Source organism: Vibrio agarivorans, assembly GCF_030409635.1.
GTDB lineage: Bacteria > Pseudomonadota > Gammaproteobacteria > Enterobacterales > Vibrionaceae > Vibrio > Vibrio agarivorans.
In genome coordinates this window covers 888,828-911,111 of sequence record NZ_JAUFQF010000001.1, presented here as the reverse complement: position 1 = coordinate 911,111, position 22,284 = coordinate 888,828, and the positions used below count along the sequence as shown (strand labels likewise).

Here is a 22,284-nt window from a genome sequence, read left to right as displayed (position 1 = left end):
GGCTACGATAAAAATTGCAGGCTTTAGCAGAGCTTGTGCGAGCAGCGTAGCCAGAAAGGGAATGAGTAGAAAAAAGCAAATTCCATAGAAAGAAGCGGCTCAGTCCAACAGGCATTTATCGAGTGTGCTTCGACAATGGATAAATGCTTAAGCGTTAGCTAGGTTACATTTGAATTAGGAGTAAGTTGATGATTGGGAATGGTGTAGTAATGTCTGCGTATGCCGTCAATGTAACAGCTTCTAAATTATCTATTTCAGCGGACATAACTCCTGAGCTTTTAAGGTATTTTTGTTTGTATTGGGATGAAATAGCTCTTGTTGATGCTCTTCCAATACGTTGTGAGTTAGATAAAGAGAAAGAGCTATTAAGTAAAGCTGGCATCTTGTCATTGAAAACAGCAGGTAATCCAGATTGGGATCAAAGCTTGGGGTATGTTAAGTGGACAGGAGGTGGATTGTATTGCGACCCAACGCAACAAGCTGCTATGGACCCTTTTGGCCAGCAATTGGTCAAATATCTCCAGAATGACCACTTTTTACTGGCTAGTGAGAAGATGGGAGAACTAATTAAAAAAGATCCAATAAAGTGGACTATTCATCAAAATGGTAGTGAGTTAGTTTTACCTAAAGAACATGAAGTTGAGCAGTTAACAGCAAAAATGGAACTAAAAAACTGCCTGCCAGTGCCTCGAGCTGATATTCCTATTGAATCGATTTTAGACTTTAAATGCAAACGAACCGATGAATTGGATGCTCTCGCAGATACCCTGACAGATTTGTACCTCAAAATTACAAATTCTAATGACTCAAACACTGCAAGAGGCTTTTATGCAAAGCAGCTAAATAGCGCCATTTCAGACTTGAATACCGTTAGTAAAGAAAAGTTTGGCTTTTGTGATTTTGCCAACCTGAATGTATCTCGAGAGTTGAGTAGCACTTCATTCGTTGGAGGTATTAGTTTCAGTCATTTCTTTGATGATCCAGTATTTAAGCTAGGGGCTTTCATTTTAGGAGGTGCAGCATCAAGCATTAAAATTACTCCAACTAAAGCGAAAGTACATAAAGATGCCATTGGGGCAAGCGAACTATCATACTTGTCTTCCATTACAAAATGCGGGATAACACCTAGCTAACAAATTGCTTAAGTCTGACTCGCAAACGCGTGCCGAACTCGCTAGCGCTCAGACATGGCACACGTTTACTCACAGCTTAGTAAGGCGTTATATGCCAGTAATCAAAAAGTCGATAGCAGCGATAATTTCGTTTCTAAACGTGCTTAGCTCATTGACTGGGGTCGTAAGGATTTTAGTTGGTACACTAGCCATTTGTTGAGTAAGAATCACAAAGTCACCTTCATCAATATGGATCGTAGGGCACAGGTGGCTAGGGGCTTTTTTCTCTAACAGCTCGATAGGAGTTAAGGGAATCACCAAGCGAGTATTCAGTGAATCTAGCAACTCGCTTTGGACATCGACAAAATATGGGTAAGCGTTTGCGGTGCTCTTATCGTTGTTTTTATAAAGCGTAAATTGTGCCATTAGAATACTCGGTATGAATCGGAAAATAGTCCGTGTTTTGCAGTTAAGTCGTTACAAGCTTCAATAGCTTCGGCATTTTGTTCTAGCCATTCGGCTTTCAATTGTTGTTTTACTTCCTTTTCCAAAGCCTTTTCCATTGTTGCTGATAGGTTGATGTTTAGGCGCTTAGCTTCGGCAAGTAACTCACTGTTTAGGCTAAGGTTTGTAGCCTTTTTAGGTGCATGTGTGCTATATGTGTTTCTCATAAAGTAATCCTATGCGTATTGATGGTGCGCATTGAGTATAGGTGAAAGCTAGGCATATAACAAGGCGTTATACAAACAGGATTATTTCGTGAAGCTATACAAATATGTGCCTTTTAATGATGGCTCATTGAACATACTGACTCACAATACAATGAAGTTCTCTTCATATTCTGAGTTCAATGACCCTTTTGATTGTGTCGTAAACTATGACATCGAAAAGTCGATGGAATACGTTATAAATGAAAGATCTGATTTACTAAAAGCTGCAGGGGAACATCTAAAGTTATCGCCTGCCCAAAGAATTCAAAAGAAAAGCGTAATGTTGGCTAACATTCAACGTTCGATGGAACAAGGTGCAATAGCTCAGGATTTAGCTTCTGCTTGGGGAATTTGTTCACTATCAGACAATCCAAACAGTATATTGATGTGGTCACATTATGCCGACTTGCATCGCGGATTTGTCGTTGAATTTGAGACTGATGATAGATATTTGGCAGATTATCCAGAGCGAACGTTAGCGTCATGGCCTGTTGAGTACTCTGAATCAATGCCTAAAACGCATATGGGTGTAAGGGGGTTCGATGCAGTCAAAAAGCAGTTTTTGGTCAAAGCGACTGATTGGAGTTATGAGCGGGAACATAGATGTTTAGCACACGTCGCAGGCCCAGGTATTCATAAATTTAGGCCTGAGATAATGACAGGGGTAATCGCTGGAGCAAAAATGCAAGCAAACAATTTTGACAAATTACAAGATTTGGTTGCCCACTATAATAAAGTACATAACCTTAATGTCAGCATGCACAAGATGACAATGGTAAGAGATAGATACGAGCTAGTGTTTGTATAACAGATAAGGATTAAGCGCTGCGAAGCCAGCGCTTAATCTGGTTGTTGAACAAGCCCGACGCCTCTCTATAAGTAAATTGTACGATCATCTTTTGACGTGGCTTCGCCTTGGTGGTTTTCTCAAGGCGAGCGCAGTGGTGATAAAACGAAGAGTTTCGTTTTATCATATGGTTAGCGTATGTTCGTCTCTCTTTTTTTGCTTGCCTCCCTCCCTTACTCTTTGTCCCTCGCCATTCTCCTTATTATGTTCGCCTTTCGGCTATCTCGGTCGGGTTATTCCCACACACACCATTTCGTGTTGGCAGCAAGGACAGCTCCGAGTCGCTTGACTCTTGGTCGCCATAACTGGGGGTGCTTATTGATTGCGCTTAATAGTCGGGCTCGCCATACCTTTGCCAGTGCGAAGGCATTGAACAAGTATTGCTTATTGTCTTTGTGCCAAACTTGTTTGGGTGAGTCATACCGCCCACCCGCGACGATAATATGTAGGTGGGGATGCAGATCACGTTGCCTATTGTGAGTATGCAGCACGGCAGTAAAGCCTAATGCGCCTTTGTTTTGTCTTTCGGCGAAGCTCTTTAGCACGCTGGAAGCCGCTTGGATCGCAGAGCGTATGTCGTTGCTGACTTGGGCGCTGATTTTTTGTTGATGAAGGTAGTGCTCAAGCTCATCTTTATTGGTGCGGAGCAATTCGATAAACGTACTCATACTTGCTCCCATGTAATGCTCAAAGCATCGGTTAATAAGCAGAGCCACTTGCTGCGGGGTAATGACATCAGGCACCTTACTGACGTGGGGCGGTCTTACGATATCGAGCCATTCCCACTTTTTATTAAGGGTGTAACGATAGAAGAACTGCAATCCATTACGGTTAAGCTTGACGGTACTCCATGAGTGGGTCTCAATGAGAGTGGCGAAATAGCGCTTGAGTTGTTGCTTACTGAGTGTGTCAGGGCAACAACCAAAGAACTGAGTAATACGACGAACAGGACGTGAGTAGGCATCGATGGTTGCTGGTCGTTTACCTTGGAGCTTTAGGTTGGTAAGGTGTTGTTCATAAAGTGAGTGGTAGCGTTCAGTGTCGGTGGGGTTCATGGTGTAGACTCCTATGTTGACCATCGAGTGATGGTGGTAATAGAAGTATGTGCGCTTTACTCTGCCGCAGAGCGGCTTCGTTCAACAAAGCATTTAAGAGTGATTCGCAACGCGTGGCATTTTTACTATGCGTTGGTTTTAGTGATTAAGGTGGTATGCGGAGGCATCGGTATTGCGCTGCTCGCACCTTACCAGGGCTATAGCTCTGTTCGGCTTCTCATTCCAAAACCTAATCACTACGTTATTCACGTACAGTTTGCTATCCATACGTTACTTGCGTACACTTTGCTTATGAAAAGTGTATTTGTTGAATCAACCATATTTGAAAAGTACCGAAATGAATACCTCATTGACTAGGAATTTCGACTGTTCCAAGCCGAACTTATGTCGAACCCGAAGCAAGGTGACGTAATTCAAGGTACAGGTGGTTTGCGGAAGATTCGAGTTGCAAGTAAAGGTAAAGGCAAGCGTGGTGGTTCACGTGTTATCTATTACTTCCTCGATGAAAAGCGTCGTTTCTATTTACTTACCATTTACAGCAAAAATGAAATGTCAGACTTAACCGCAGATCAAAAGAAACAGTTAAAGGCTTTTATGGAGGCGTGGCGCAATGAGCAATCGTGACCTATTTGCAGAACTCAGTTCAGCACTTGTTGAAGCTAAGGAGCATTCAGAGGGTAAAGTAACTCTGAAAACGCACCAAGTTAATGACATCAACGAGTTAAACATCTCGCCTGATGAGATAGTAAGTATTCGTGAGCAATTTAATATGTCTCGTGGTGTATTTGCCCGTTTGCTACATACATCATCGCGTACATTAGAAAACTGGGAGCAGGGACGTAGCGCACCAAATGGGCAAGCTGTTACTCTTCTAAAATTGGTACAACGTCACCCAGAAACTCTGTCGCACATCGCAGAGCTATAACAAACGACTATGGCGTCAATAGCTAATTTTTAGCAATATTTTCATCCCACATGACGCCATCCCCCCGAATCGTATATAAGATGACTAGCATCTTTCGAACGTGGGTGATGGTGGCCGCTTTATTAGGCTTTCCTGCTTATCTAATTTATCAGTGGTTTGATAGAGTTATGATTCGATGTGCAAGGAGGTTTTAGATGGGAACGATAATAGGATTGGTCATTTTTGGCAGTGATAGATTGGTATCTGGTTCGAAAGACAGGGCTTCACATCCATCAACTAATTTCTAAAAAGTATGCTGAGCATTCATGGAGTAAAGAACATCATAAATAGACCTCTTTAAGCAATAGTCTAACCTCATGTGGTGTTATCCCACTAAGTGTAATTAAACATCAGGAAGCGTAGGTAAATTAAGGTATAATGCACAATTGACCTTGAAGATATGCTTTATGAATATACCCATCCAAACTCAATCCCCTTCCGAAGTTTTGTGCTCTAATTGTAAGGCTTGCTGCTGCCGACTAGAGGTCATGATCATCTCAGACACAGGTGTACCAGAAGAACACATTAAACGTGATATTTGGGGTAGTGAAACGATGCTGAGGCTCTCAGATGGCTGGTGTTCAGCCTTAGACCGACAAAGCTTCATGTGTACTATCTATGAAAATCGACCTTGGATTTGTCGTGAGTTTGAAATGGGCTCATATGAGTGCAAAGATGAGCGAGCTGAACACAATTTATAGTCGTGAAAACTTGCTATAACAACTCTTTAAGAGGGGCTCACAATATCATTCCATTGTTGGGTTTAGCCTATACGGCACAATAGCTTAGGTTAAGCTGTTGCTGTGTAGCGAATCAATAGCGGTGCTATGTGAGCAGGCAGTGGCAGCGAAGATTGCAAAAGGACCACCAAGTTAGGCTGATTTATGAACGATAAAGTATTTGATATTTGGCAAAAGAAGCGCGAGCAGGGTTTCTTCGCTTGGCTTTCAAAAAGCACACTAGGTGCATTTTCTTTCTATTTGGTTTTCAGTGTTGTTTTCCAATACTCTTCAATCAAAGCGCAGGGGATTGATGTGTTTTTGCAGAGTCAGCTGTCTAATTTTGTGCTGTTTGCTGCGTTAATGCTACTCGCAAATTGTGTACTCTGGTTTTATCGTGAATCCAGCTTTAAGAAAGAAGCTCGCCGTAGAAACATCCTATAGCAAGATGATTATCATTAGCGCGATGGCGATATAAAAGCCATACATCAGTGGGAATGACCATGAAATTACTATTATTATCGGGAAGCTTTCACTCGAAGAGTAGAAGTATTGCCATCTTAAACGCTTTAAAAGGGTATCTACCACAGCACGAGTGTGTCCTTCCAGAGTTAAACACTTTGCCGTTTTATTGTGAGGATTTAGCTCAGGATATGCCTGACAATATTCAAGCGTTGATTCGTTACGTTGAAGAGTCAGATGGCCTGATCGTGTGCACGCCAGAATACAATCACAGCATCCCAGCCGTGCTGAAAAATGCGATCGATTGGGTATCGAGACCTGCTTTTAACTCGGTATTAAAGGGCAAGCCAGTGACTATCATTACACAGGCAAACAGCCCTGTCGGTGGTGCTAGAGCTCAAGCACATATTAAATTGGTTTTTGACTCGACCCTTTCTAAGATTCATCCCACTCATGAAATGATGATTACGGGTATAGATAGTGTCTTGAATGATCAACTTGAGATTATCGATGAAAAGGTTGAGACACGTCTGCAAAGGCATATGGCTAGCTTTGTTGAATTTATTGAACAGCAACGGTGATAGTCTTGGCTACGGTGTTAATGCACTGTGAGGCAGCATTATATATATACAACAATATCAGTTTGGAGGCCGCGTGGCTAAAAAATACTATGTGGTTTGGAAAGGGCGTGAAACGGGTATTTTCACCACTTGGCCTAAATGTAAGTCATTGGTTGATGGCTTTGCAGGTGCTCGATATAAGTCTTTTCCGACGCTTGAAGAGGCGGAAGCGGCATTCCGTGGTAAACCCGCTCGCTCTAATACCAGTAAAGTGAATACGGGCTCTAAAGCGACCTCAAAAGGAAAAGCGGTACCTCTGAGTCAGGCGAAGATTGATTCAATGGACTTTGACGTAAAAATCTATACCGATGGAGCCTGTGATCCAAACCCAGGCGAGGCGGGGACGGGTTTAGCTGTCTATCAAAACAATCAGCTTAGTGAGCTTTGGTATGGCTTATATCAATCGCATGGCACCAACAATACGGCAGAGCTAAATGGTTTGCATCAGTCGCTGATCTTAGCGAAAGATAAGTTGGAACAAGGGCATACGGTCGGGATTTTCTGTGATTCGAAATACTCAATCGATTGTATTACTAAGTGGGCTGTAGGTTGGGAGAAAAAAGGCTGGACGAAGCCGGGTGGTGAAATCAAGAACCTTGATATTATCAAACCGACATTCGCCCTGTATCAGCAAATTGCGTCCAAAATTACGATACATCATGTTAATGGGCATGTTGGTATCGAGGGCAACGAGCTCGCAGATAGGATGTCGATTGTAGCGATTGAATCAAAAGACTCACACTTGTCACGTTATACCGACATTTCTGATATTCCGGCAATATTGGCGTTGCGTACGGGGTAGTTTCTACCATTTAGCGTTTCATGTTAGCTTATAACTGTTAGCTTATAACTGTTAGCTTAAAACCAGGCGCTAAGAATAGCTTGATGGTCGGCTTGAGCTCATTAACTTGTCTAATTGTTTCTGAGCTTGTTTCGGGTTTTCAAGATCCACCACTTCGATCATCTCGCATTCATCTCTCACCATTTCATCGATTAGGCTAGGGTAGTGACGACAATCCTCTGGTCGATCGAGGTAAATGCGACAGGTATATTTGTCTTTTTCATCAGGCTTGGCTTTAGGGGCTAACTCTAAAAACGGGCAACGGTGTAATGGCTCTTTTGTCTCAGGGTCAAACCAGATCTGCCCATCTTTAACATATTCAAAAATGTCAGGGTTAAACAGCTCCCATAAGTCTATTTCTTCTTGCGTGGCCGCTAGATCACCATCGCTATATTTGATGCAGCACTTACCGCACTGATTGCAGTCTTTCATGATGGTTATCTCATTAGTGGGCTTATAGGCTTAGTTTATCATCAATAGCGATATTCGCTTTATTCGTTGGGAAAAAAGGTTTAGCGTGAATTTAGTCGTACATCGATTTGTTGAGTTCGTAGTCTTATCAACAATTAAAAGCCCCTCACAAATACGTTGTGAGGGGCTTTTTCATTTATGACTGTCTTTGGCTAAGGTTAGAAACCTAGTGGAATACCAAAGGTAAAGAAGCCAATCAGTAGTGCGGTCCATGCTGTCATGAAGGCAATCGAGTATGGCACCATCATTGCGATTACATCACCAAAGCTTAACTCTGGCTTGTACTTACGCATGAACGCTAGGATAACACCTGCATACGTCATCATAGGAGTGATGATGTTGGTTGATGAATCCGCTACACGGTAAGCCGCAGCCACCATATCAGGTGTCATGTTTGGGTTTACCTGGTACAGCATTGGGACAAAGATTGGACCTAGTAGCATCCATTTTGCTGTTAGACCACCAACGAATAGGTTGATAACGCCAGTAACAAGAATGAAACCGATGATCAGCAGAATAGGGAACTGTTGTAGACCTAGCATCTCAAGGAAGCTTGCACCTAGGAACGTCACGTATGTGCCAAGACCTGAGTAGCTCATTAGCGCCAAGAAGTTGTAACAGAAGAACGTAAGCACCAGTACGTAGCCCATGGTGTTCATCTGTTTTACCATCGAGGTAACCACGTCTTGTACGTTCTTGAATTTGCCAACTGCAAAGCCGTAGAACGCACCAACGATAGTGAAGACCATAGCAATCAAGACGATAACGTTGTCTAGGTATGGTGTTACTTCACGACCAGCATCATTGGTGTATGTTGCTAGAGGGCCCATAGCAAGACCCACAACAGCCAGAATTGACACGATAAGGCCAAGGCCTGCTGCTTTTAAGCCACGGTTTTCTGCGTCTGTTACTGCGAAGTCTTCAAGACCAATGTCATCTGGGATGGTGTAATCCATCTTTTCAAGACGAGGCGCAACGAACTTAGCTGTCACCCATGCACCAATACCGGCAAGTAGGAATGTTGATACAAGGATGAAGTAGTAGTGCATCGTTGCTGGGTTAAGCTCACGACCATCTGCTGCTTCAAAAGGGATACCTTGCGCTTCTGCAAAGATACGTGCGTTTGCACCGATAACAACATCAACTGGCGTTGCTGGAAGAAGGTTCGCACTAAAGCCCGCAGAAACACCAGCAAAAGCTGCTGCCATACCAATAAGTGGGTTTTTACCTAGGCCTGCGTAAAGCATACCTGCTAGTGGGATAAGAACAAGATAGCCTGCGTCAGTGGCAATTGAGCTCATAATACCCAAAAAGACAACTAAAACTGGAAGATATTTATCGTTAATACGAAGACCGACTTTCTTGATAACAGCGGCAAGCATGCCAGAGTTTTCTGCGACACCAACACCTAACATCACGATTAGGATGACACCAAGTACGCCACCACCAAAACCTAGCCAGTTAGCAAGGATAGCATTGTCAAACAACCAGCGAACGCTTTCAGTATCTGTCATGCTCTTAACGGTGTATTGAACCATACCGCCATCAGCGCCAAGAGCTTCAAATTGAAGACCGCCGATCATTGCCGTTAGCACAAGGCTAAACGCAAATAGGAACATAAAGATGATCACGGGATCAGGGATTTTTTTACCAGCTCTTTCAATAAAGCCAATCACGCCCGAACTGCTAGGCTGTGGTTGCGCTTGAACATCACTCACGATGGCGTCCTCATACGACTTTTTAACAGAGAGCACGCAACCTAGCAGGAAAATCTGTACTAGTAAAACAGTACAAGGTAGGCGGGGATGAAGTATTGTTCTGTTAGCGATGGTAATTACTACTAGATCTAAAGTGTGACTTTAGTCTCATTTGGTTAAATCACCTGTCTGTTGCTTATAATAGAGAATTTTTGTCTAATTATAAAATATTTTTTAGAATTGGATTGGTGTAATTATATTGTTAACTAGGTTTGTATGTTGTTTTGTTTTTCTTGGCTATTTGTTGGGGGATGAGTCTGGTCTCATACTGGTTGATTAGATGAATTGATTGATAACTAGGCGGTTGGCTGGTGATTTATGGCATCTTTTCTGCTTGCTGTTAATATATTGTGCTTAGGATATTTATCAGGAATGGAATCATGAAAATTGGTGTGATTGGCGCTGGCGCCGTAGGTGTAGGCATCTGTAATTACTTACTGACGATGGGCAGTGTCAGTGAGCTCGTCTTACTAGACAATAACCTGGAACGTGCGGAAGGAGAGGTGTTCGACTTTCGTCATACCGCCGCTTTAACCTTTTCTAAAAATACACACATTGTTCCAACCGATGATTATATGGCGTTGGTTCAAGCAGATATTGTGGTGATTACCGCTGGCGCACAAATCAAACAAGGTCAAACTCGCCTTGATTTGGCGGAAGTGAATAGCCGAATTGGGGTTGATATTGCACAACAAGTGGAAAAGGTTGCACCAAATGCGATCTTAATTGTCGTGAGTAACCCTTGTGACATCGTTGCGCACTTTATTACTCAAAACACTAACTTTACGCCGTCTAAGGTGATCAGCAGTGGCTGTGTGATTGATACGGCACGTCTAATGACGATTGTTGCTAGTCGTGTCGACCTTGACCCGAAGAATGTCTTTGGCTACGTGTTGGGTGAGCATGGGAGTAATTGCTTCACACCAAAGAGCTTAATCTCAATTGCAGGTCAGCCAGCCGATTTTTATTGCGATACTCAACATATCCCACGTATCGATGCTGATGATCTGCTCGAATCCGTGAAACAAGCGGGTTATGAGATCTTCAAGCGCAAGCAAAATACGACTCATGGCATTGCAGCAAGTGTATTCCGAATTATTCAGGCGATCTCCATCAACGAACGTTCGGTATTACCCGTTGCTAAGCTACTTCAGGGTGAATATGGGCTTGATAACGTGGTGTTAAGCCTTCCAATGGTCATTGGACGTAAAGGGGCTGAAACAGTCTTGAAGCATCCGTTTACTGAAGAAGAGTTGGAAACCCTTAGCCAAATTGCTGAAAACGTCAAAGCAACCGTTGAGCAAGTAGGTAAAGCGACACAATTAACAGTGTAAATCGACTCATGCACTGACCTCTCGATGTTCACTCAAAGCAAGTTTATCAGTGAAAATAATTCGAGAGGTCTTGGTGAAATCTAAGCTGTTGTTTATTGGTTGGCATGACTAGGCACTTCGGGATAAATACATTAGTTACGGCGTCACTATATTTCAGGGGAGAAGGCTAGCTGTAGAGGTTATGCTGTTTTTATCGATAGTGAGCATTTGCAAAGAACCACTCTGTTTCTTCCAAGTCGCTTGGCTCTGTATAACGCGTCATCAGCTCGGGTGATGAGCTCCTTCCATGTCTCTCCTTTAAGTAAGGTTGCAACACCAAAGCTTGACGTGATCTCCAAATGTACCGTATCAAGTTTGTGTTTATCGGCAACGTATACTCGTAACTGCTCTGCAAGCGAGTAGGCTCTTTGTTCACAATACTCAGGTAATACAATCAGCAGCTCGTCACCGCCATAGCGAAATGCAGATAACTGATGTGGGAGTTTGTTTTGAATAGCGCTGGCTATCGATTGAATCGCGAGATCGCCAACGATATGTCCGTGCTGGTCGTTGATTGATTTAAAGTGGTCAATATCGGTCATGATGATACTGATAGGATGCTGTTTTTCCTCTGCTTGTTTTGTAAGCTTAGGCAGTTTGATGTCAAGTGCTAATCGGTTATAAAAACCTGTTAACGCATCACGCTTGGATAGATGGTCAATAGCAGAAATCAATCGCGCGTTTAGTATCCATAACATACTAAAGCTAATCGTTACGACGAGGAGCATTATGCTCAAATACGCAAGTTGGTGAACTAATCCTGCGGATAACAGGCTTGGTATCTCTGGATTGAAGTAAGTCGTCACAGCTCGAATTGCGTTAAATAGGCAATACAACCCGAAGGCGCTAATCATTGCTTTTTCGGCTGATGCTAAGTCTTTGCGCTTACCTCTATAGATGGCGACGGCGCTAGCAAGCGAGATAACGATAAACGCGCAAGATATAACGATGACACGATATTTTATCGAGGGTTCGAAATAGGTATAGTAAAGCAGCGAGATAAACATGATAGGTAGCGCAATATAACCAATATAGGTATAACGAATCTTGGCTTGTTTGAATATGCACAAACTATGAAGGTTCAGTTGAAACCCGGTTATAAGTATCGTGTTAGCAACGATGATGGTGAGCCAATCAGGGGCGATGCCACGAAAGCTCAAGAAAAATGGACCAATACCAATACAGAGTAAAGAGAAAGCGAATAACTTTAGACCTTTGGTTCGTGTTTGAGACTGACGATAAAGTACAAAGGCCCCAGCATAGGTGCATGAAAATAGAATCACGATGAAATTTAGCGTTCTAATATCTAGAGAAAGTCCATCCATGCTTGCCTCTGCGGAAAGTTTATCTAACCAATAGGTGGTAAGGATAGAGTATGCACTCAGCTTTTGAACTGTGTTGTTGACATAGTTTGATATAACTCAATATTATCACTGGGGTCTGATTGATATTTTTGAGCTATCGATAGCAATTGTCAGTTGTTGGAGATTCTTTGATGGGAAAAGTCATACTCAAAGGGATAATTGAGATTCCATTTGACCAGCTAGAGAGTGTACGGGTATGCCTGCCACAACATATTCAACTGACAAGAGAAGAGCGAGGTTGTGTCGTTTTTGATGTCGTGGTGCGACCAAATAACCCATGTTGCTATGATGTCTACGAAGAATTTATCTCCCGTGCAGCGTTTGATGCGCACCAACAACGGGTAAAAGCCTCACGCTGGGGCAAAGTGACTAAACAGGTTATTCGCGACTACCAAATTATTGAGATGCCTTGAGCGCCTGTTTGAGTACGTCTTGATAGAGAGGAACGAACTGCTGTTCTAACTCATCATAATGCCTATCTAAGCTGTCGCTGCATTTTGCTAACGCGCCCATTCGTAAGCTACGCTGCGACATACGTTCGAGTGCATAGACGATATTATCAAACTCCGCATAGGATTCTAGCCAGCGTCCCTGCCACATATGGTCGGTAACTTGGTTAAAGCGGCGAGGCAAAGGGCCTTTATAATGTCGAATGTTTGATTCGGCTTGCACCACAAACTGTCTGAGAGATAGCGTGTGGTGTGAGTGCCAGTGCTTTGCCAGACAGTGATCCCAAAACATATCTAGCGCAATAGGGGCAAACCGGCGCTGCTCTGGGCTAAACAGAGGCTTCACATCTTTAATTATTGAGTGAGCATCGGTAAAGGAATCGACAAACCGGTGTAGTCGAATACCCGCTGCGATCTCTGCGTCAAACTGCTTTGATGGGTCACCCTTGACGAAATCACCCAGTAGATTACCTAACAAACTGCTTTGGCAGAGATCTGCGATGTGTAAATGAGCAAGAAAGTTCATGAAATAATTGCGATAAAGAGATGATTATTACATTCTGAACCATCAATCATGAACACGCAAAGGAGATGCGCATGATCAAGGTAGTCGGTGGTGTACAAGTACGGATTCGTCACCGTGCATCATGTCACTGTGGAGCGGTTCAACTAGAGCTGCACTTACCGAGTGGTATTGAAAAACCGAGACGGTGTGATTGCTCAATCTGCCGACGTAGAGGGGCGATAGTTGGATCGGTAAAGCTTGATGGGATAAAAATTCTCAAAGGGGAAGAGTTGCTGAGGCTCTATCAATTCAATACCCACACAGCGAAGCATTATTTTTGTTCACAATGCGGTATCTACACTCACCATCAAAGACGTTCAAATCCGACAGAATATGGCTATAACATTGGGTGCCTAGAGGGTATCAACCCATATGAATTGGGAGAAGTTGTTGTCAATGATGGGGTTAATCATCCGGCAGATCGTGAGCCGCGAGTATGATTTTTTTATGACACCGGTTGACTCTTAACAAAATGCATATATGATTTGGCGTATATATGGTTTTGCGTATGTTTTCGGTGGTGGTCAGTTTCGAAGATCGACTGATCTGTCAGAACAGCCGTTGTCACCGGCAACAATAAAATGAGAGTGGAATGATGAGTGCTGAAACAGTGGATATGAATCAAACGGCAGCTAAGAAAATGAGTTTTCTTGATCGCTATTTGACGGTTTGGATTTTCCTTGCAATGGCAGTGGGCGTTGCAATTGGTGTCGGCTTTCCGCAGGCAGTAGAGAACTGGAATGAATCAATGACTGTGGGAACCACCAATATCCCGCTAGCGATTGGTTTGATTCTGATGATGTACCCACCATTAGCGAAGGTCAATTACAGTCTATTGGGACAAGTCACCAAAGATCGCAGGGCAGTGACGTTGTCATTAGTTATGAACTGGATCGTTGGGCCAATCCTCATGTTCGCATTAGCCGTGATTTTCTTACGTGACCATCCCGGCTACATGGTCGGGGTGATTCTCATTGGTCTTGCTCGCTGTATCGCCATGGTTCTGGTTTGGAATGATATCGGTGGCGGTAACAAAGAGTACGGCGCTGCGCTAGTGGCATTGAACAGTGCGTTCCAAATTGTCACTTACAGCTTCCTTGCTTGGCTATTCATCACGGTATTGCCGCCAATGATGGGCCTACAAGGTTTCGATATCGATATCACGATGCTTGATATTGCCGAAAGTGTATTAATTTATCTCGGTATTCCATTCTTGGCAGGATATTTAAGCCGTAAATGGCTAGTCGCAGCGAAAGGTGAGCAGTGGTACCAAGAAGAGTTTATTCCACGCATTTCACCGATTACCTTGATTGCGTTGCTCGCGACCATCGTGCTGATGTTTAGTCTGAAAGGTGAGATGATCTTTGAACTGCCGGGTGATGTGTTACTTGTATCGATTCCACTGATCATCTACTTCCTATCGATGTTTTTTATCAGCTTCTTTATCGGTAAGAAATTGGGTCTACCTTACGATCAAAACGCTTCGATTGCTTTTACCTCATCAGGTAACAACTTTGAATTGGCTATCGCGGTTTCAATCGCCGTATTTGGCCTGAATTCAGACCAAGCCTTTGCGGGTGTGATAGGCCCTCTTGTGGAAGTCCCTGTGCTTATTGCTCTAGTGAACGTGGCGTTGAAGATGAAGAAACGCTACTAGTTGGCGAATCGTTTTCTTTGCTTTTGCTGTAAAGCGACGCGGCCTCGCGTCGCTTTAATATCATATACAGCCAGCCTGTAGTTAACCCCAACAGCGTTGAGTTCACCCCAAAAATTGACACCCCAGAGAGCGTGATCAGAAATGTGATCAAAGCGGGTTCACTATCAGCTTCCGCCAACGACTTCTTCAAGCACAAGGTCAGCGTTCCCAATAACGCGAGCCCAGCCAACATTTGCGAGACCTCTTTTGGCAACGCCATAAAGAGTGACACCACCGCCGTACCCCATAATCCAGCTACGATATAAAAAACGCCGCCACACATCGCGGCTAGATAGCGCTTTTGTGGCTGTTTATCTACCGATTCATTCATACATAGTGATGCGGTGATGGCCGCTAAGTTGAGACTGAACCCACCAATAAAGGCGAACAAAGCATTAGCAAGACCGGTTGTGACGAGAATAGGCTGAGTCGGAGTAGGGTAATCGTAGTTTTTCAGCATCGCGAAGCCGGGCAAGTTCTGCGAAAGCATCGTGAGGAGGTAGAGCGGCACAGCAATATTGATTATGGCATTGTGATCCCATTGCCAACCCATAAACTCTGGCCGCGCAATATCGAAACTGAGGCTCGCCACTTCAAACTGACCAAATAACATTGAATAGCCTATACCGACAACGAGCAGTGTCAGCATCGTAAACTTAGGAAACAAGATTTTAGCCACGATAAACGACACAAACATCGTGAAAAAGAGTAGCGGCTGATGGGCGATTGGCGTGAAGGCATTAATGCAAAACGGCAATAGTATCGCCGCCAGCATCGCAGAGGCGAGGTGTGGTGGAATGGATGATAATGCCTTGTTAAGCGGTCTAATCAAGCCAGTCAGTGTGATCATGACACCAGTAACGACAAAAGCGGGTGTTGCCTGAGCGATAGAGTAACCGCCCTCAAGCGTAATAAGAAGTGCCGCACCGGGTGTCGACCATGCAATAAGAATCGGAATCTTGTAATAGTAAGAGAGCACAAAACTGCCCACGCCCATACTCAGCCCAAGCGCTAATAGCCAACTTTCAATTTGGCTGCTAGTAGCCCCAAGTGCTTGTGCCGCTTGGATAACAATGATGATGGCACTGGTATAGCCGACGATAACGGCAGCGAGTCCGGCGGTGATGTGGTCGAGCTTTAACATTTTCATTCCTTTGCTTGCCTGTTATCCTTATGACCATGCCCGTGCGCTATAGCGCACAATTAAAAGATAGCACTGTGCGCTATAACGCACAAGACGGTTTTGCCAAGGAATTATCGTGTCTGAAAGTATGTTTAAAACTCAAATCGCCTCTCACCTTAAATCGCTAAGAATAGAGAAGGGGTTAAGTTTAGATGCCACCGCTAAGTGCACCGGGGTTTCAAAGGCGATGTTGGGGCAAATTGAGCGTGGTGAGTCTAATCCCACCATTTCAACGCTGTGGAAAATTGCCAGTGGATTAGAAACCTCATTCTCTGCTTTTTTTGCTACAGAGCCCGAGTTGCAAGAGAGTGCAATGACCTTTCCTGACGATTCCAAGATGCAGGTGAAAACACTGTTTCCGTTTCAGAATGATACGCGTATTGAGGTGTTTGAAATTACCCTAAGTGAATTTCATCAACAAGATTCCACACCTCACGAACTTGGTGTCGTTGAACATATTCATGTTGTGCAAGGGGATCTAAGCCTTAGGTGTGGTGAACAGTGGCACGCGATTAAAGCGGGCGAGAGCCTGAGGTTTTTTGCTGATCAAAACCACTCTTACAAGGCGGTCAGCGAAAGCGTTACTTTTCAGTGTATTATCAGTTACCCAGACAAATAATCTTACAGATAGTTTCAGTTTGAAACCTGGGTGGTTAAATCTCATTCATGCAAGTGTTAATTAAATGTAACCAAACCTTCACTTATTGTCGCCATCATAGGCCAAGTTATTACTCTAAGAGCTCAATATAGGGCTCGACGCCAAAGTAAAAGGAAGCACTATGAGCACTTATGATGACCACACCGACCAACGTCCACTTCAAGAAGAGCCTGAGTTTAACCGCTATATAGACGCGGCATTGTCACGTCGAGGCTTTTTGAAAGCCACTGGTGCCGCAAGCACGGTGGGCTTCTTCGCTGCCAGCCCAATCAGTCAGGCGATTGCGAGCACTGTAGCAACGCCTTCTGCGTTGTTAGGCTTTGAAGGAATCCCTATTTCAACAGACGATACGGTGAAAGTGCCGAAGGGATATAAAGCGGATGTGTTGATCTCTTGGGGTGATGCGGTCATCAAAGGTGCACCAGCGTTTGATCAGGCGAACGATGCTAAGGCGCAAGCGATGCAGTTCGGTGACAACAACGACGGCATGACATTCTTCCCTATCAGTGACGAACGTGCGGTATTGGCGGTGAACAATGAATACACCAACAACGAATATCTATACCCGCACCAAGGCAAGACTATTTCTGCTGATGATGCGCTGAAAGGGCAGGCAGCTCATGGGGTATCGGTTGTTGAGTTGGTGAAAAAACAGGGCCAATGGATGGTGAATCCAGAAGGAAGATTGAACCGACGCATTACGGCTTATACCGAGATGGAAACCTCTGGGCCAGCAGCAGGGCATGACCTGTTAAAAACTGCAAAAGATAGCTCTGGCAAGAAAGTGCTGGGTACGTTCAATAACTGCGCAAATGGTGAAACGCCTTGGGGCACTTACCTCACGTGTGAAGAGAACTTTAACGGCTACTTTGCCAATACCAAAGGTACTGAGCTTGGCGATACTTATGCCCGATATGGTTTAGGTAACAAAGATCGCGGTTATGACTGGTTTAAGCATGATGATCGTTTTGATATGGGTAAAGAGCCCAATGAACCGCACCGTCACGGTTGGGTGGTGGAAATTGACCCAATGAATCCCGCTTCCACACCGAAAAAGCGCACCGCACTTGGGCGATTTAAGCATGAGAATGCCGCTTTGATGGTGGATAAGAGTGGTCATGTTGTGGTGTATTTAGGCGATGATGAGCGTGGTGAGCATCTCTACAAGTTTGTTTCAAAAAACGAGTATCAGCCAGGTAGTGACGCGAACCGCGACCTGTTAGAAGAGGGTACGCTTTATGTCGCCAAGTTCACCGGCACAGAAGGCGAATTGAAAGGCAAAGGAGAGTGGCTAGAGCTGACGTGGGGTAAAAATGGTTTAACGCCAGAAAACGGTTTCCCTGATGCTGCTTCTGTTATGGTCTTTGCTCGCCTTGCGGCAACACAAGTGGGGGCAACGACGATGGATCGTCCGGAGTGGGTAGCGATTCACCCTGAACAGCACTCCGTGTTTGTGACCCTAACAAACAACAAAAACCGTGGTGTAAAAGAGTCTCAGCCACTTAATGCCGCCAATCCTAGAGCGAAAAACCCGTATGGACACATTGTGCGTTGGCAACCCACAGGCGGCGATCATACTGCCTCAGCGTTTGAGTGGGACATTTTTGTGATGGCCGGCAACCCAGAAGTGCATGAGTCGGGTTTGATGGCGGGCAGTGATAATATTAATGCTGACAATATGTTTAACAGCCCGGATGGTATTGGTTTTGATCGTTTTGGTCGTTTGTGGATTCAAACGGATGGTAAATACTCCAATAAAGGCGATTTTGCTGGCATGGGCAATAACCAGATGCTGTGTAGCGACCCAGAAAGTGGTGAAGTTCGCCGTTTCTTAACTGGCCCAGTCGCTTGTGAGATCACTGGCTTAACCTTCTCACCAGACTACAAGACCATGTTTGTGGGTGTTCAGCACCCAGGAGAAGACTTAGCACCATCGCACTTCCCTGATGGCGGGACCAGTGTTCCTCGCTCATCAGTATTGATGATCACAAAAGAGGACGGTGGCGTTATCGGCGCTTAGACGCTCACCATTGACTCTATTGTGACTGAGATTAGCTCTGATTATTCAGGGCTTTTTTATACCGTGCGAAGCCGTGCTAACATACGCGTGAATTTTGCTAATCAAAGCGTGTTGGTATGTTATCTAGATTGTTTACTTGTTTGTCGCTTCTTGTTTCACTGAGTGTTAACGCTACTGAAAATATTACGGTGTTTGCTGCCGCTTCAATGACTGATGCGCTGGATGAGATTGCTCAGCGATATGAACGAGAGAACGGGATTAAGATTAAACGCTCTTATGCGTCTTCGTCTGTTCTGGCTCGCCAAATTGCCCAAGGTGCCCCCGCTGATCTGTTTATTTCTGCCAATACGCGCTGGATGGACTATTTAGTCGAACAAAATGCGGTTGAGCCAGACTCGGTTGCCCCTTTAGTTCGCAATGAGCTGGTGATGGTGGTTCCTAGCAGTGAGCCTATCCCCCAAGTCAACTTTACTTCGGCATCCGATATTCTTAAATTACTGCAAGGCACTCGCTTAGCGGTAGGCGACCCGAAACATGTACCAGTAGGAATTTATACCCAGCAAGCGCTAGAAGCATTGGGGATGTGGCAATCATTGATGCCAGTGTTAGCGCGAGCGAATAACGTACGCTCGGCACTGTTGTGGGTTGAGCGTGGTGAAGCGAGAGCAGGGGTGGTGTATCGAACGGATGCGATGGTGTCAGACAAGGTTGAAGTCATCAGCACATTTCCTTCGTCATCACATGACGCCATTGAGTATCCAGTCGCGATTGTGACCGGCAAAAGCCAAAGTAAAACAGCTCAAGATTTCTATGATTATCTGGAAACGGAAGAGTCTAAGCAGCTGTTTCGCTCGTACGGTTTTTTGGTTGAGTAGTCGAACCGCTGCGTGAGCAAGCATCGTCAATCAAGGCTTATCTGACAAGCACAGAAGGTTCACTCTTTTCTGCTCAGAAACGTAATGGTGATCCCTAACAAAATCATCATTGATAGAATCGCTGTTCTGACGGAAATTGTCTCATCAAGCATTAAACTTCCCATAACCATCGAAATGACAGGCACACTAAGCTGTGCAATCGAGGCGTTTAGTGTCGATATTTTCGGTAACACTTGATACCAAAGGTAGTAGCCCAAGCCCGATGTGAGTGCGCCAGAAATCACCGCCAATATCACGCCATGCAACGAAAGGTCTGCGTAGACAAAAGCAAACGGGAGCAGTAACACACTCAACAGCATTGCACCGGAAAACCCTTGAGTGATGGCATACAAACCAGATTGCTGCTTCTTACCAATAAGGGTGAATATAGCCCAGCATAGTCCAGAGAGTGCCATCATCACGCCGCTAATTAGTGAAGGTTGCTCAGCAGAGGGCAGCATCAACACCACAAAACCAATCAGTGATAAACCAACACTAATGACCTCACGCCCGTTAAAACGATGGCCTTTAATAAGCGACCACGTAATAAGTGAAAGTTGCACCATACCAAACAGCAGCAATGCGCCCGTTCCAGTCGAAAGGGAGACGTAAGCGAATGAAAATAACGTGGCGTAGCCGAAAAGGCTTAGGCTAGAAACGATAGCGTTTCGACTTAAAGAGAAAAGCTGACTATGAGGCGTAGCCACTCTCTGACTCACCAATATTAGCGTTATCGCACCAGAGACGATTCGAAGGAGTGTAAAGCTCGCTGGGTCAATGAGTTCGTTAGCCAATGCCATACGGCAGAGAAGCGAGTTAGCTGCAAAGGCGAACATAACAACGGCAATGTGAGCAAATATAGGCATAACTTAATGAGAGTAGTGTAAGTCGTTGTAGTTTAACTCAAAACCGGGGTAGTCCTTAGATACTATTGTTGTTAGTTATAGAAAAAGCCCAGAAATGAAATCTGGGCTCATAAAACGTTAGCGAAAAAACCGACTCGGGAAATCACTAAACACAGCATCAAGGTTATTGAGGTGTTTGAGCTTGCGAGGGTTATTCACGGTATAACACCACACTTGATAGCCCGCTTGATGCAGCTTTTCTACATGTCGCTTCGCTGTCCAACGGAAGTTTAAATGGCAACTAAAGGCACCAATCTCTTCAAGTAAAATCCAGTCTTTTTTACGTAAACGCTCACTGAGCACGCCAAGTTTATAGCCGGGGCAATGCTGGTGGAGTTGGCGCATGATGTCGTGACTAAAGCTGGATAGGATAATTTTATCTTGAGTTAACGGGCTCTTATCCAGTTGTTGTTTTAATTGACTCGCGACTTCGGCGACATCGTGATTATCGACTTTTACCTCAATGTTTAGACCAACGTTATTGGCTGCAGCGAGCTCAAGTAACTCTTGTAAGGTAAAGATAGGTTCACCTTGGAACTGTGGCGCAAACCAGCCGCCAAAGTCGAACTGGCGTAGCTCTTCAAGGGTGTAGGCGTCAACTCGGCCTCGACCATTACTGCAGCGATTGATGGTATGGTCATGGCATACAACCAAGATGTTGTCTTTTGTTGGTTGAACATCAATCTCAACCCACTTTAAACCTAAATCGATAGCGGCCTGAATGCTGACTTGTGTGTTTTCAGGGTAGTGCCCTGCAACACCACGGTGGCCGACAATAATCGGTGACATAATGCAAATTCCTTCTACGAATTGATAGCCGCAAGAGGGGCGTTGGCTTCAATTAACTCTACTTGATTGACCTTACACAAGCGTTGGATCTCTGGCGAAGACTCATCAATAAACAGCGTATTTATTTCCCCAAGTTTACCACTGACTATCGGGGCGTAGCGACCTAGTTTAGTTTTATCCGCAACAAGCCAGCTTTGGGTACTTTGCTCGATAATGGCACGCGATAGATCCGCCTCTTCGGGTGTAAAGTCGAGCAGTTGTCCATCTTCAGTTAACCCGCCAACACCAAAAATACCGATTTTGATATAAAAGCGGCGATAGAAATTGGTTGCGGTTTCGCCCACAGTGTCTTCATCGGATGAACGAACTTGTCCTCCAGCGAGGTGCACGCTCAGATTTGGGTTGCGACTGAGGATGCTAGCGGCGTTAATGTTGTTGGTGACTACTGTCAAACCGGGGTGATCCAATAACGCATGAGCGACTTGTTTCGGTGTGGTACCGATCCCGAGAAAAATACTCGTTCCCTCAGGTAGCTCTTCCACAATGCGACTGGCAATCGACTGCTTTGCAGGCAAGTTCACCACTTCTCGATTGGAGAAGGAGAGGTTGTCGTTGGCTGTTGGCAGTGTGATCCCTCCATGCACTCGACGAACCATGCCTTTGTCGCTGAGATCATTCATATCTTTACGAATGGTTTGCACCGAGACCGCAAAGCGTTCAGACAATAGAGTGCTCGATAGCACTCCATTGGTTTCGCCTAGGAAATGAAGAATCTCTTTCTGTCTTGGAGATAAATTCACAGAGAGTCCT

24 protein-coding genes and 3 pseudogenes are annotated in these 22,284 nt (G+C 44.6%); 15 read left to right on the top strand and 12 right to left on the bottom strand.

Annotated features, from left to right (window positions below; genetic code table 11):
- The first annotated feature begins 188 nt into the window (after nt 1-188).
- On the top strand, nt 189-1,133 hold the full coding sequence (locus QWZ05_RS03930) for a DUF6236 family protein (RefSeq protein WP_290296662.1): 945 nt from the start codon (nt 189-191) through the stop codon (nt 1,131-1,133).
- An 87-nt stretch (nt 1,134-1,220) separates the two neighbouring features.
- Here the strand turns inward: QWZ05_RS03930 and QWZ05_RS03925 are convergent, their stop codons facing one another.
- Together QWZ05_RS03925 and QWZ05_RS03920 are read right to left on the bottom strand one after the other, a co-directional pair.
- Nucleotides 1,221-1,538: a CcdB family protein gene (locus QWZ05_RS03925; protein WP_290296661.1), complete on the bottom strand. Its 318-nt coding sequence runs from the start codon at nt 1,536-1,538 to the stop codon at nt 1,221-1,223.
- Nucleotides 1,538-1,783, bottom strand: coding sequence for a type II toxin-antitoxin system CcdA family antitoxin (locus tag QWZ05_RS03920; protein WP_038140558.1), 246 nt, complete (start codon nt 1,781-1,783; stop codon nt 1,538-1,540). Before QWZ05_RS03920 ends, QWZ05_RS03925 begins: the two co-directional genes overlap by 1 nt.
- An 88-nt stretch (nt 1,784-1,871) precedes the next feature.
- On the opposite strand from QWZ05_RS03920, the gene QWZ05_RS03915 reads away from it, so the two are divergent.
- On the top strand, nt 1,872-2,630 hold the full coding sequence (locus tag QWZ05_RS03915) for a DUF2971 domain-containing protein (protein WP_290296658.1): 759 nt from the start codon (nt 1,872-1,874) through the stop codon (nt 2,628-2,630).
- Between the two features lie 332 nt (nt 2,631-2,962).
- Here the strand turns inward: QWZ05_RS03915 and QWZ05_RS22355 are convergent.
- Together QWZ05_RS22355 and QWZ05_RS22350 are read right to left on the bottom strand one after the other, a co-directional pair.
- Nucleotides 2,963-3,337 (bottom strand): annotated as a pseudogene (locus tag QWZ05_RS22355) (transposase); the annotation flags it as partial.
- Between the two features lie 171 nt (nt 3,338-3,508).
- Nucleotides 3,509-3,724: pseudogene (locus QWZ05_RS22350) on the bottom strand (phage integrase N-terminal SAM-like domain-containing protein); the annotation flags it as partial.
- Nucleotides 3,725-4,015: 291 nt separating this feature from the next.
- On the opposite strand from QWZ05_RS22350, the pseudogene QWZ05_RS03900 reads away from it, so the two are divergent.
- From QWZ05_RS03900 to QWZ05_RS03870, 6 genes and pseudogenes are all read left to right on the top strand, one after another.
- Nucleotides 4,016-4,348 (top strand): annotated as a pseudogene (locus QWZ05_RS03900) (type II toxin-antitoxin system RelE/ParE family toxin).
- Nucleotides 4,335-4,649, top strand: a complete 315-nt coding sequence (locus QWZ05_RS03895) for a helix-turn-helix domain-containing protein (RefSeq protein WP_264876567.1) — start codon at nt 4,335-4,337, stop codon at nt 4,647-4,649. Before QWZ05_RS03900 ends, QWZ05_RS03895 begins: the two are co-directional and overlap by 14 nt.
- A gap of 446 nt (nt 4,650-5,095) precedes the next feature.
- The gene (locus tag QWZ05_RS03885; protein WP_264876566.1) at nt 5,096-5,389 is read left to right on the top strand and encodes a YkgJ family cysteine cluster protein; all 294 of its coding nucleotides are present in this window, start codon (nt 5,096-5,098) and stop codon (nt 5,387-5,389) included.
- 183 nt (nt 5,390-5,572) lie between these two features.
- Nucleotides 5,573-5,851 carry a hypothetical protein gene (locus QWZ05_RS03880; RefSeq protein ID WP_264876565.1) on the top strand — a complete coding sequence of 93 codons (279 nt, stop codon included), beginning with the start codon at nt 5,573-5,575 and terminating at the stop codon, nt 5,849-5,851.
- Between the two features lie 59 nt (nt 5,852-5,910).
- Nucleotides 5,911-6,450 carry an NADPH-dependent FMN reductase gene (locus QWZ05_RS03875; RefSeq protein ID WP_264876564.1) on the top strand — a complete coding sequence of 180 codons (540 nt, stop codon included), beginning with the start codon at nt 5,911-5,913 and terminating at the stop codon, nt 6,448-6,450.
- Between the two features lie 73 nt (nt 6,451-6,523).
- A complete protein-coding gene (locus QWZ05_RS03870; RefSeq protein ID WP_264876563.1) occupies nt 6,524-7,291 on the top strand; it encodes a ribonuclease H family protein in 768 nt (255 codons plus the stop codon).
- Nucleotides 7,292-7,360: 69 nt separating this feature from the next.
- On the opposite strand, the gene QWZ05_RS03865 is transcribed toward QWZ05_RS03870, so the two are convergent.
- Both QWZ05_RS03865 and QWZ05_RS03860 read right to left on the bottom strand, forming a co-directional pair.
- Nucleotides 7,361-7,762: a YkgJ family cysteine cluster protein gene (locus QWZ05_RS03865; protein WP_264876562.1), complete on the bottom strand. Its 402-nt coding sequence runs from the start codon at nt 7,760-7,762 to the stop codon at nt 7,361-7,363.
- Nucleotides 7,763-7,959: 197 nt separating this feature from the next.
- Nucleotides 7,960-9,519, bottom strand: coding sequence for an AbgT family transporter (locus QWZ05_RS03860; protein WP_264876561.1), 1,560 nt, complete (start codon nt 9,517-9,519; stop codon nt 7,960-7,962).
- A gap of 419 nt (nt 9,520-9,938) precedes the next feature.
- Here QWZ05_RS03860 and QWZ05_RS03855 point away from each other — a divergent pair, with 419 nt between their 5' ends.
- Complete coding sequence (locus QWZ05_RS03855; protein WP_264876560.1) at nt 9,939-10,892, top strand: lactate/malate family dehydrogenase; 954 nt, start codon at nt 9,939-9,941, stop codon at nt 10,890-10,892.
- Between the two features lie 179 nt (nt 10,893-11,071).
- Here QWZ05_RS03855 and QWZ05_RS03850 read toward each other — a convergent pair whose 3' ends face one another.
- The gene (locus QWZ05_RS03850) at nt 11,072-12,256 is read right to left on the bottom strand and encodes a GGDEF domain-containing protein (protein WP_264876559.1); all 1,185 of its coding nucleotides are present in this window, start codon (nt 12,254-12,256) and stop codon (nt 11,072-11,074) included.
- Between the two features lie 170 nt (nt 12,257-12,426).
- Here QWZ05_RS03850 and QWZ05_RS03845 point away from each other — a divergent pair, with 170 nt between their 5' ends.
- Nucleotides 12,427-12,708 carry a putative quinol monooxygenase gene (locus QWZ05_RS03845; protein ID WP_264876558.1) on the top strand — a complete coding sequence of 94 codons (282 nt, stop codon included), beginning with the start codon at nt 12,427-12,429 and terminating at the stop codon, nt 12,706-12,708.
- Here the strand turns inward: QWZ05_RS03845 and QWZ05_RS03840 are convergent.
- Nucleotides 12,692-13,270, bottom strand: coding sequence for an acyl carrier protein phosphodiesterase (locus tag QWZ05_RS03840; protein WP_264876557.1), 579 nt, complete (start codon nt 13,268-13,270; stop codon nt 12,692-12,694). The genes QWZ05_RS03845 and QWZ05_RS03840 overlap by 17 nt on opposite strands.
- A 71-nt stretch (nt 13,271-13,341) precedes the next feature.
- Here QWZ05_RS03840 and QWZ05_RS03835 point away from each other — a divergent pair, with 71 nt between their 5' ends.
- Nucleotides 13,342-13,749, top strand: coding sequence for a GFA family protein (locus QWZ05_RS03835; RefSeq protein WP_264876556.1), 408 nt, complete (start codon nt 13,342-13,344; stop codon nt 13,747-13,749).
- Nucleotides 13,750-13,904: 155 nt separating this feature from the next.
- Nucleotides 13,905-14,966: an ACR3 family arsenite efflux transporter gene (arsB, locus tag QWZ05_RS03830; RefSeq protein WP_289963928.1), complete on the top strand. Its 1,062-nt coding sequence runs from the start codon at nt 13,905-13,907 to the stop codon at nt 14,964-14,966.
- Here the strand turns inward: arsB and QWZ05_RS03825 are convergent.
- The gene (locus QWZ05_RS03825; protein WP_264876555.1) at nt 14,920-16,149 is read right to left on the bottom strand and encodes a benzoate/H(+) symporter BenE family transporter; all 1,230 of its coding nucleotides are present in this window, start codon (nt 16,147-16,149) and stop codon (nt 14,920-14,922) included. The two genes, arsB and QWZ05_RS03825, sit on opposite strands and share 47 nt — an antisense overlap.
- A 115-nt stretch (nt 16,150-16,264) precedes the next feature.
- On the opposite strand from QWZ05_RS03825, the gene QWZ05_RS03820 reads away from it, so the two are divergent.
- The 3 genes from QWZ05_RS03820 (at nt 16,265) to modA (ending at nt 19,741) form a co-directional block, all read left to right on the top strand.
- A complete protein-coding gene (locus QWZ05_RS03820) occupies nt 16,265-16,807 on the top strand; it encodes a helix-turn-helix domain-containing protein (protein ID WP_264876554.1) in 543 nt (180 codons plus the stop codon).
- 160 nt (nt 16,808-16,967) lie between these two features.
- Nucleotides 16,968-18,866, top strand: a complete 1,899-nt coding sequence (locus QWZ05_RS03815) for a PhoX family protein (protein ID WP_264876553.1) — start codon at nt 16,968-16,970, stop codon at nt 18,864-18,866.
- 116 nt (nt 18,867-18,982) lie between these two features.
- A complete protein-coding gene (modA, locus tag QWZ05_RS03810; RefSeq protein WP_264876552.1) occupies nt 18,983-19,741 on the top strand; it encodes a molybdate ABC transporter substrate-binding protein in 759 nt (252 codons plus the stop codon).
- Between the two features lie 59 nt (nt 19,742-19,800).
- Here modA and QWZ05_RS03805 read toward each other — a convergent pair whose 3' ends face one another.
- The 3 genes from QWZ05_RS03805 to QWZ05_RS03795 form a co-directional block, all read right to left on the bottom strand.
- Nucleotides 19,801-20,646: a DMT family transporter gene (locus tag QWZ05_RS03805; protein ID WP_264876551.1), complete on the bottom strand. Its 846-nt coding sequence runs from the start codon at nt 20,644-20,646 to the stop codon at nt 19,801-19,803.
- Nucleotides 20,647-20,763: 117 nt separating this feature from the next.
- The gene (locus QWZ05_RS03800; RefSeq protein WP_264876550.1) at nt 20,764-21,474 is read right to left on the bottom strand and encodes a glycerophosphoryl diester phosphodiesterase; all 711 of its coding nucleotides are present in this window, start codon (nt 21,472-21,474) and stop codon (nt 20,764-20,766) included.
- A 14-nt stretch (nt 21,475-21,488) separates the two neighbouring features.
- Nucleotides 21,489-22,274 carry a DeoR/GlpR family DNA-binding transcription regulator gene (locus tag QWZ05_RS03795; RefSeq protein ID WP_264876549.1) on the bottom strand — a complete coding sequence of 262 codons (786 nt, stop codon included), beginning with the start codon at nt 22,272-22,274 and terminating at the stop codon, nt 21,489-21,491.
- Nucleotides 22,275-22,284: the final 10 nt, after the last annotated feature.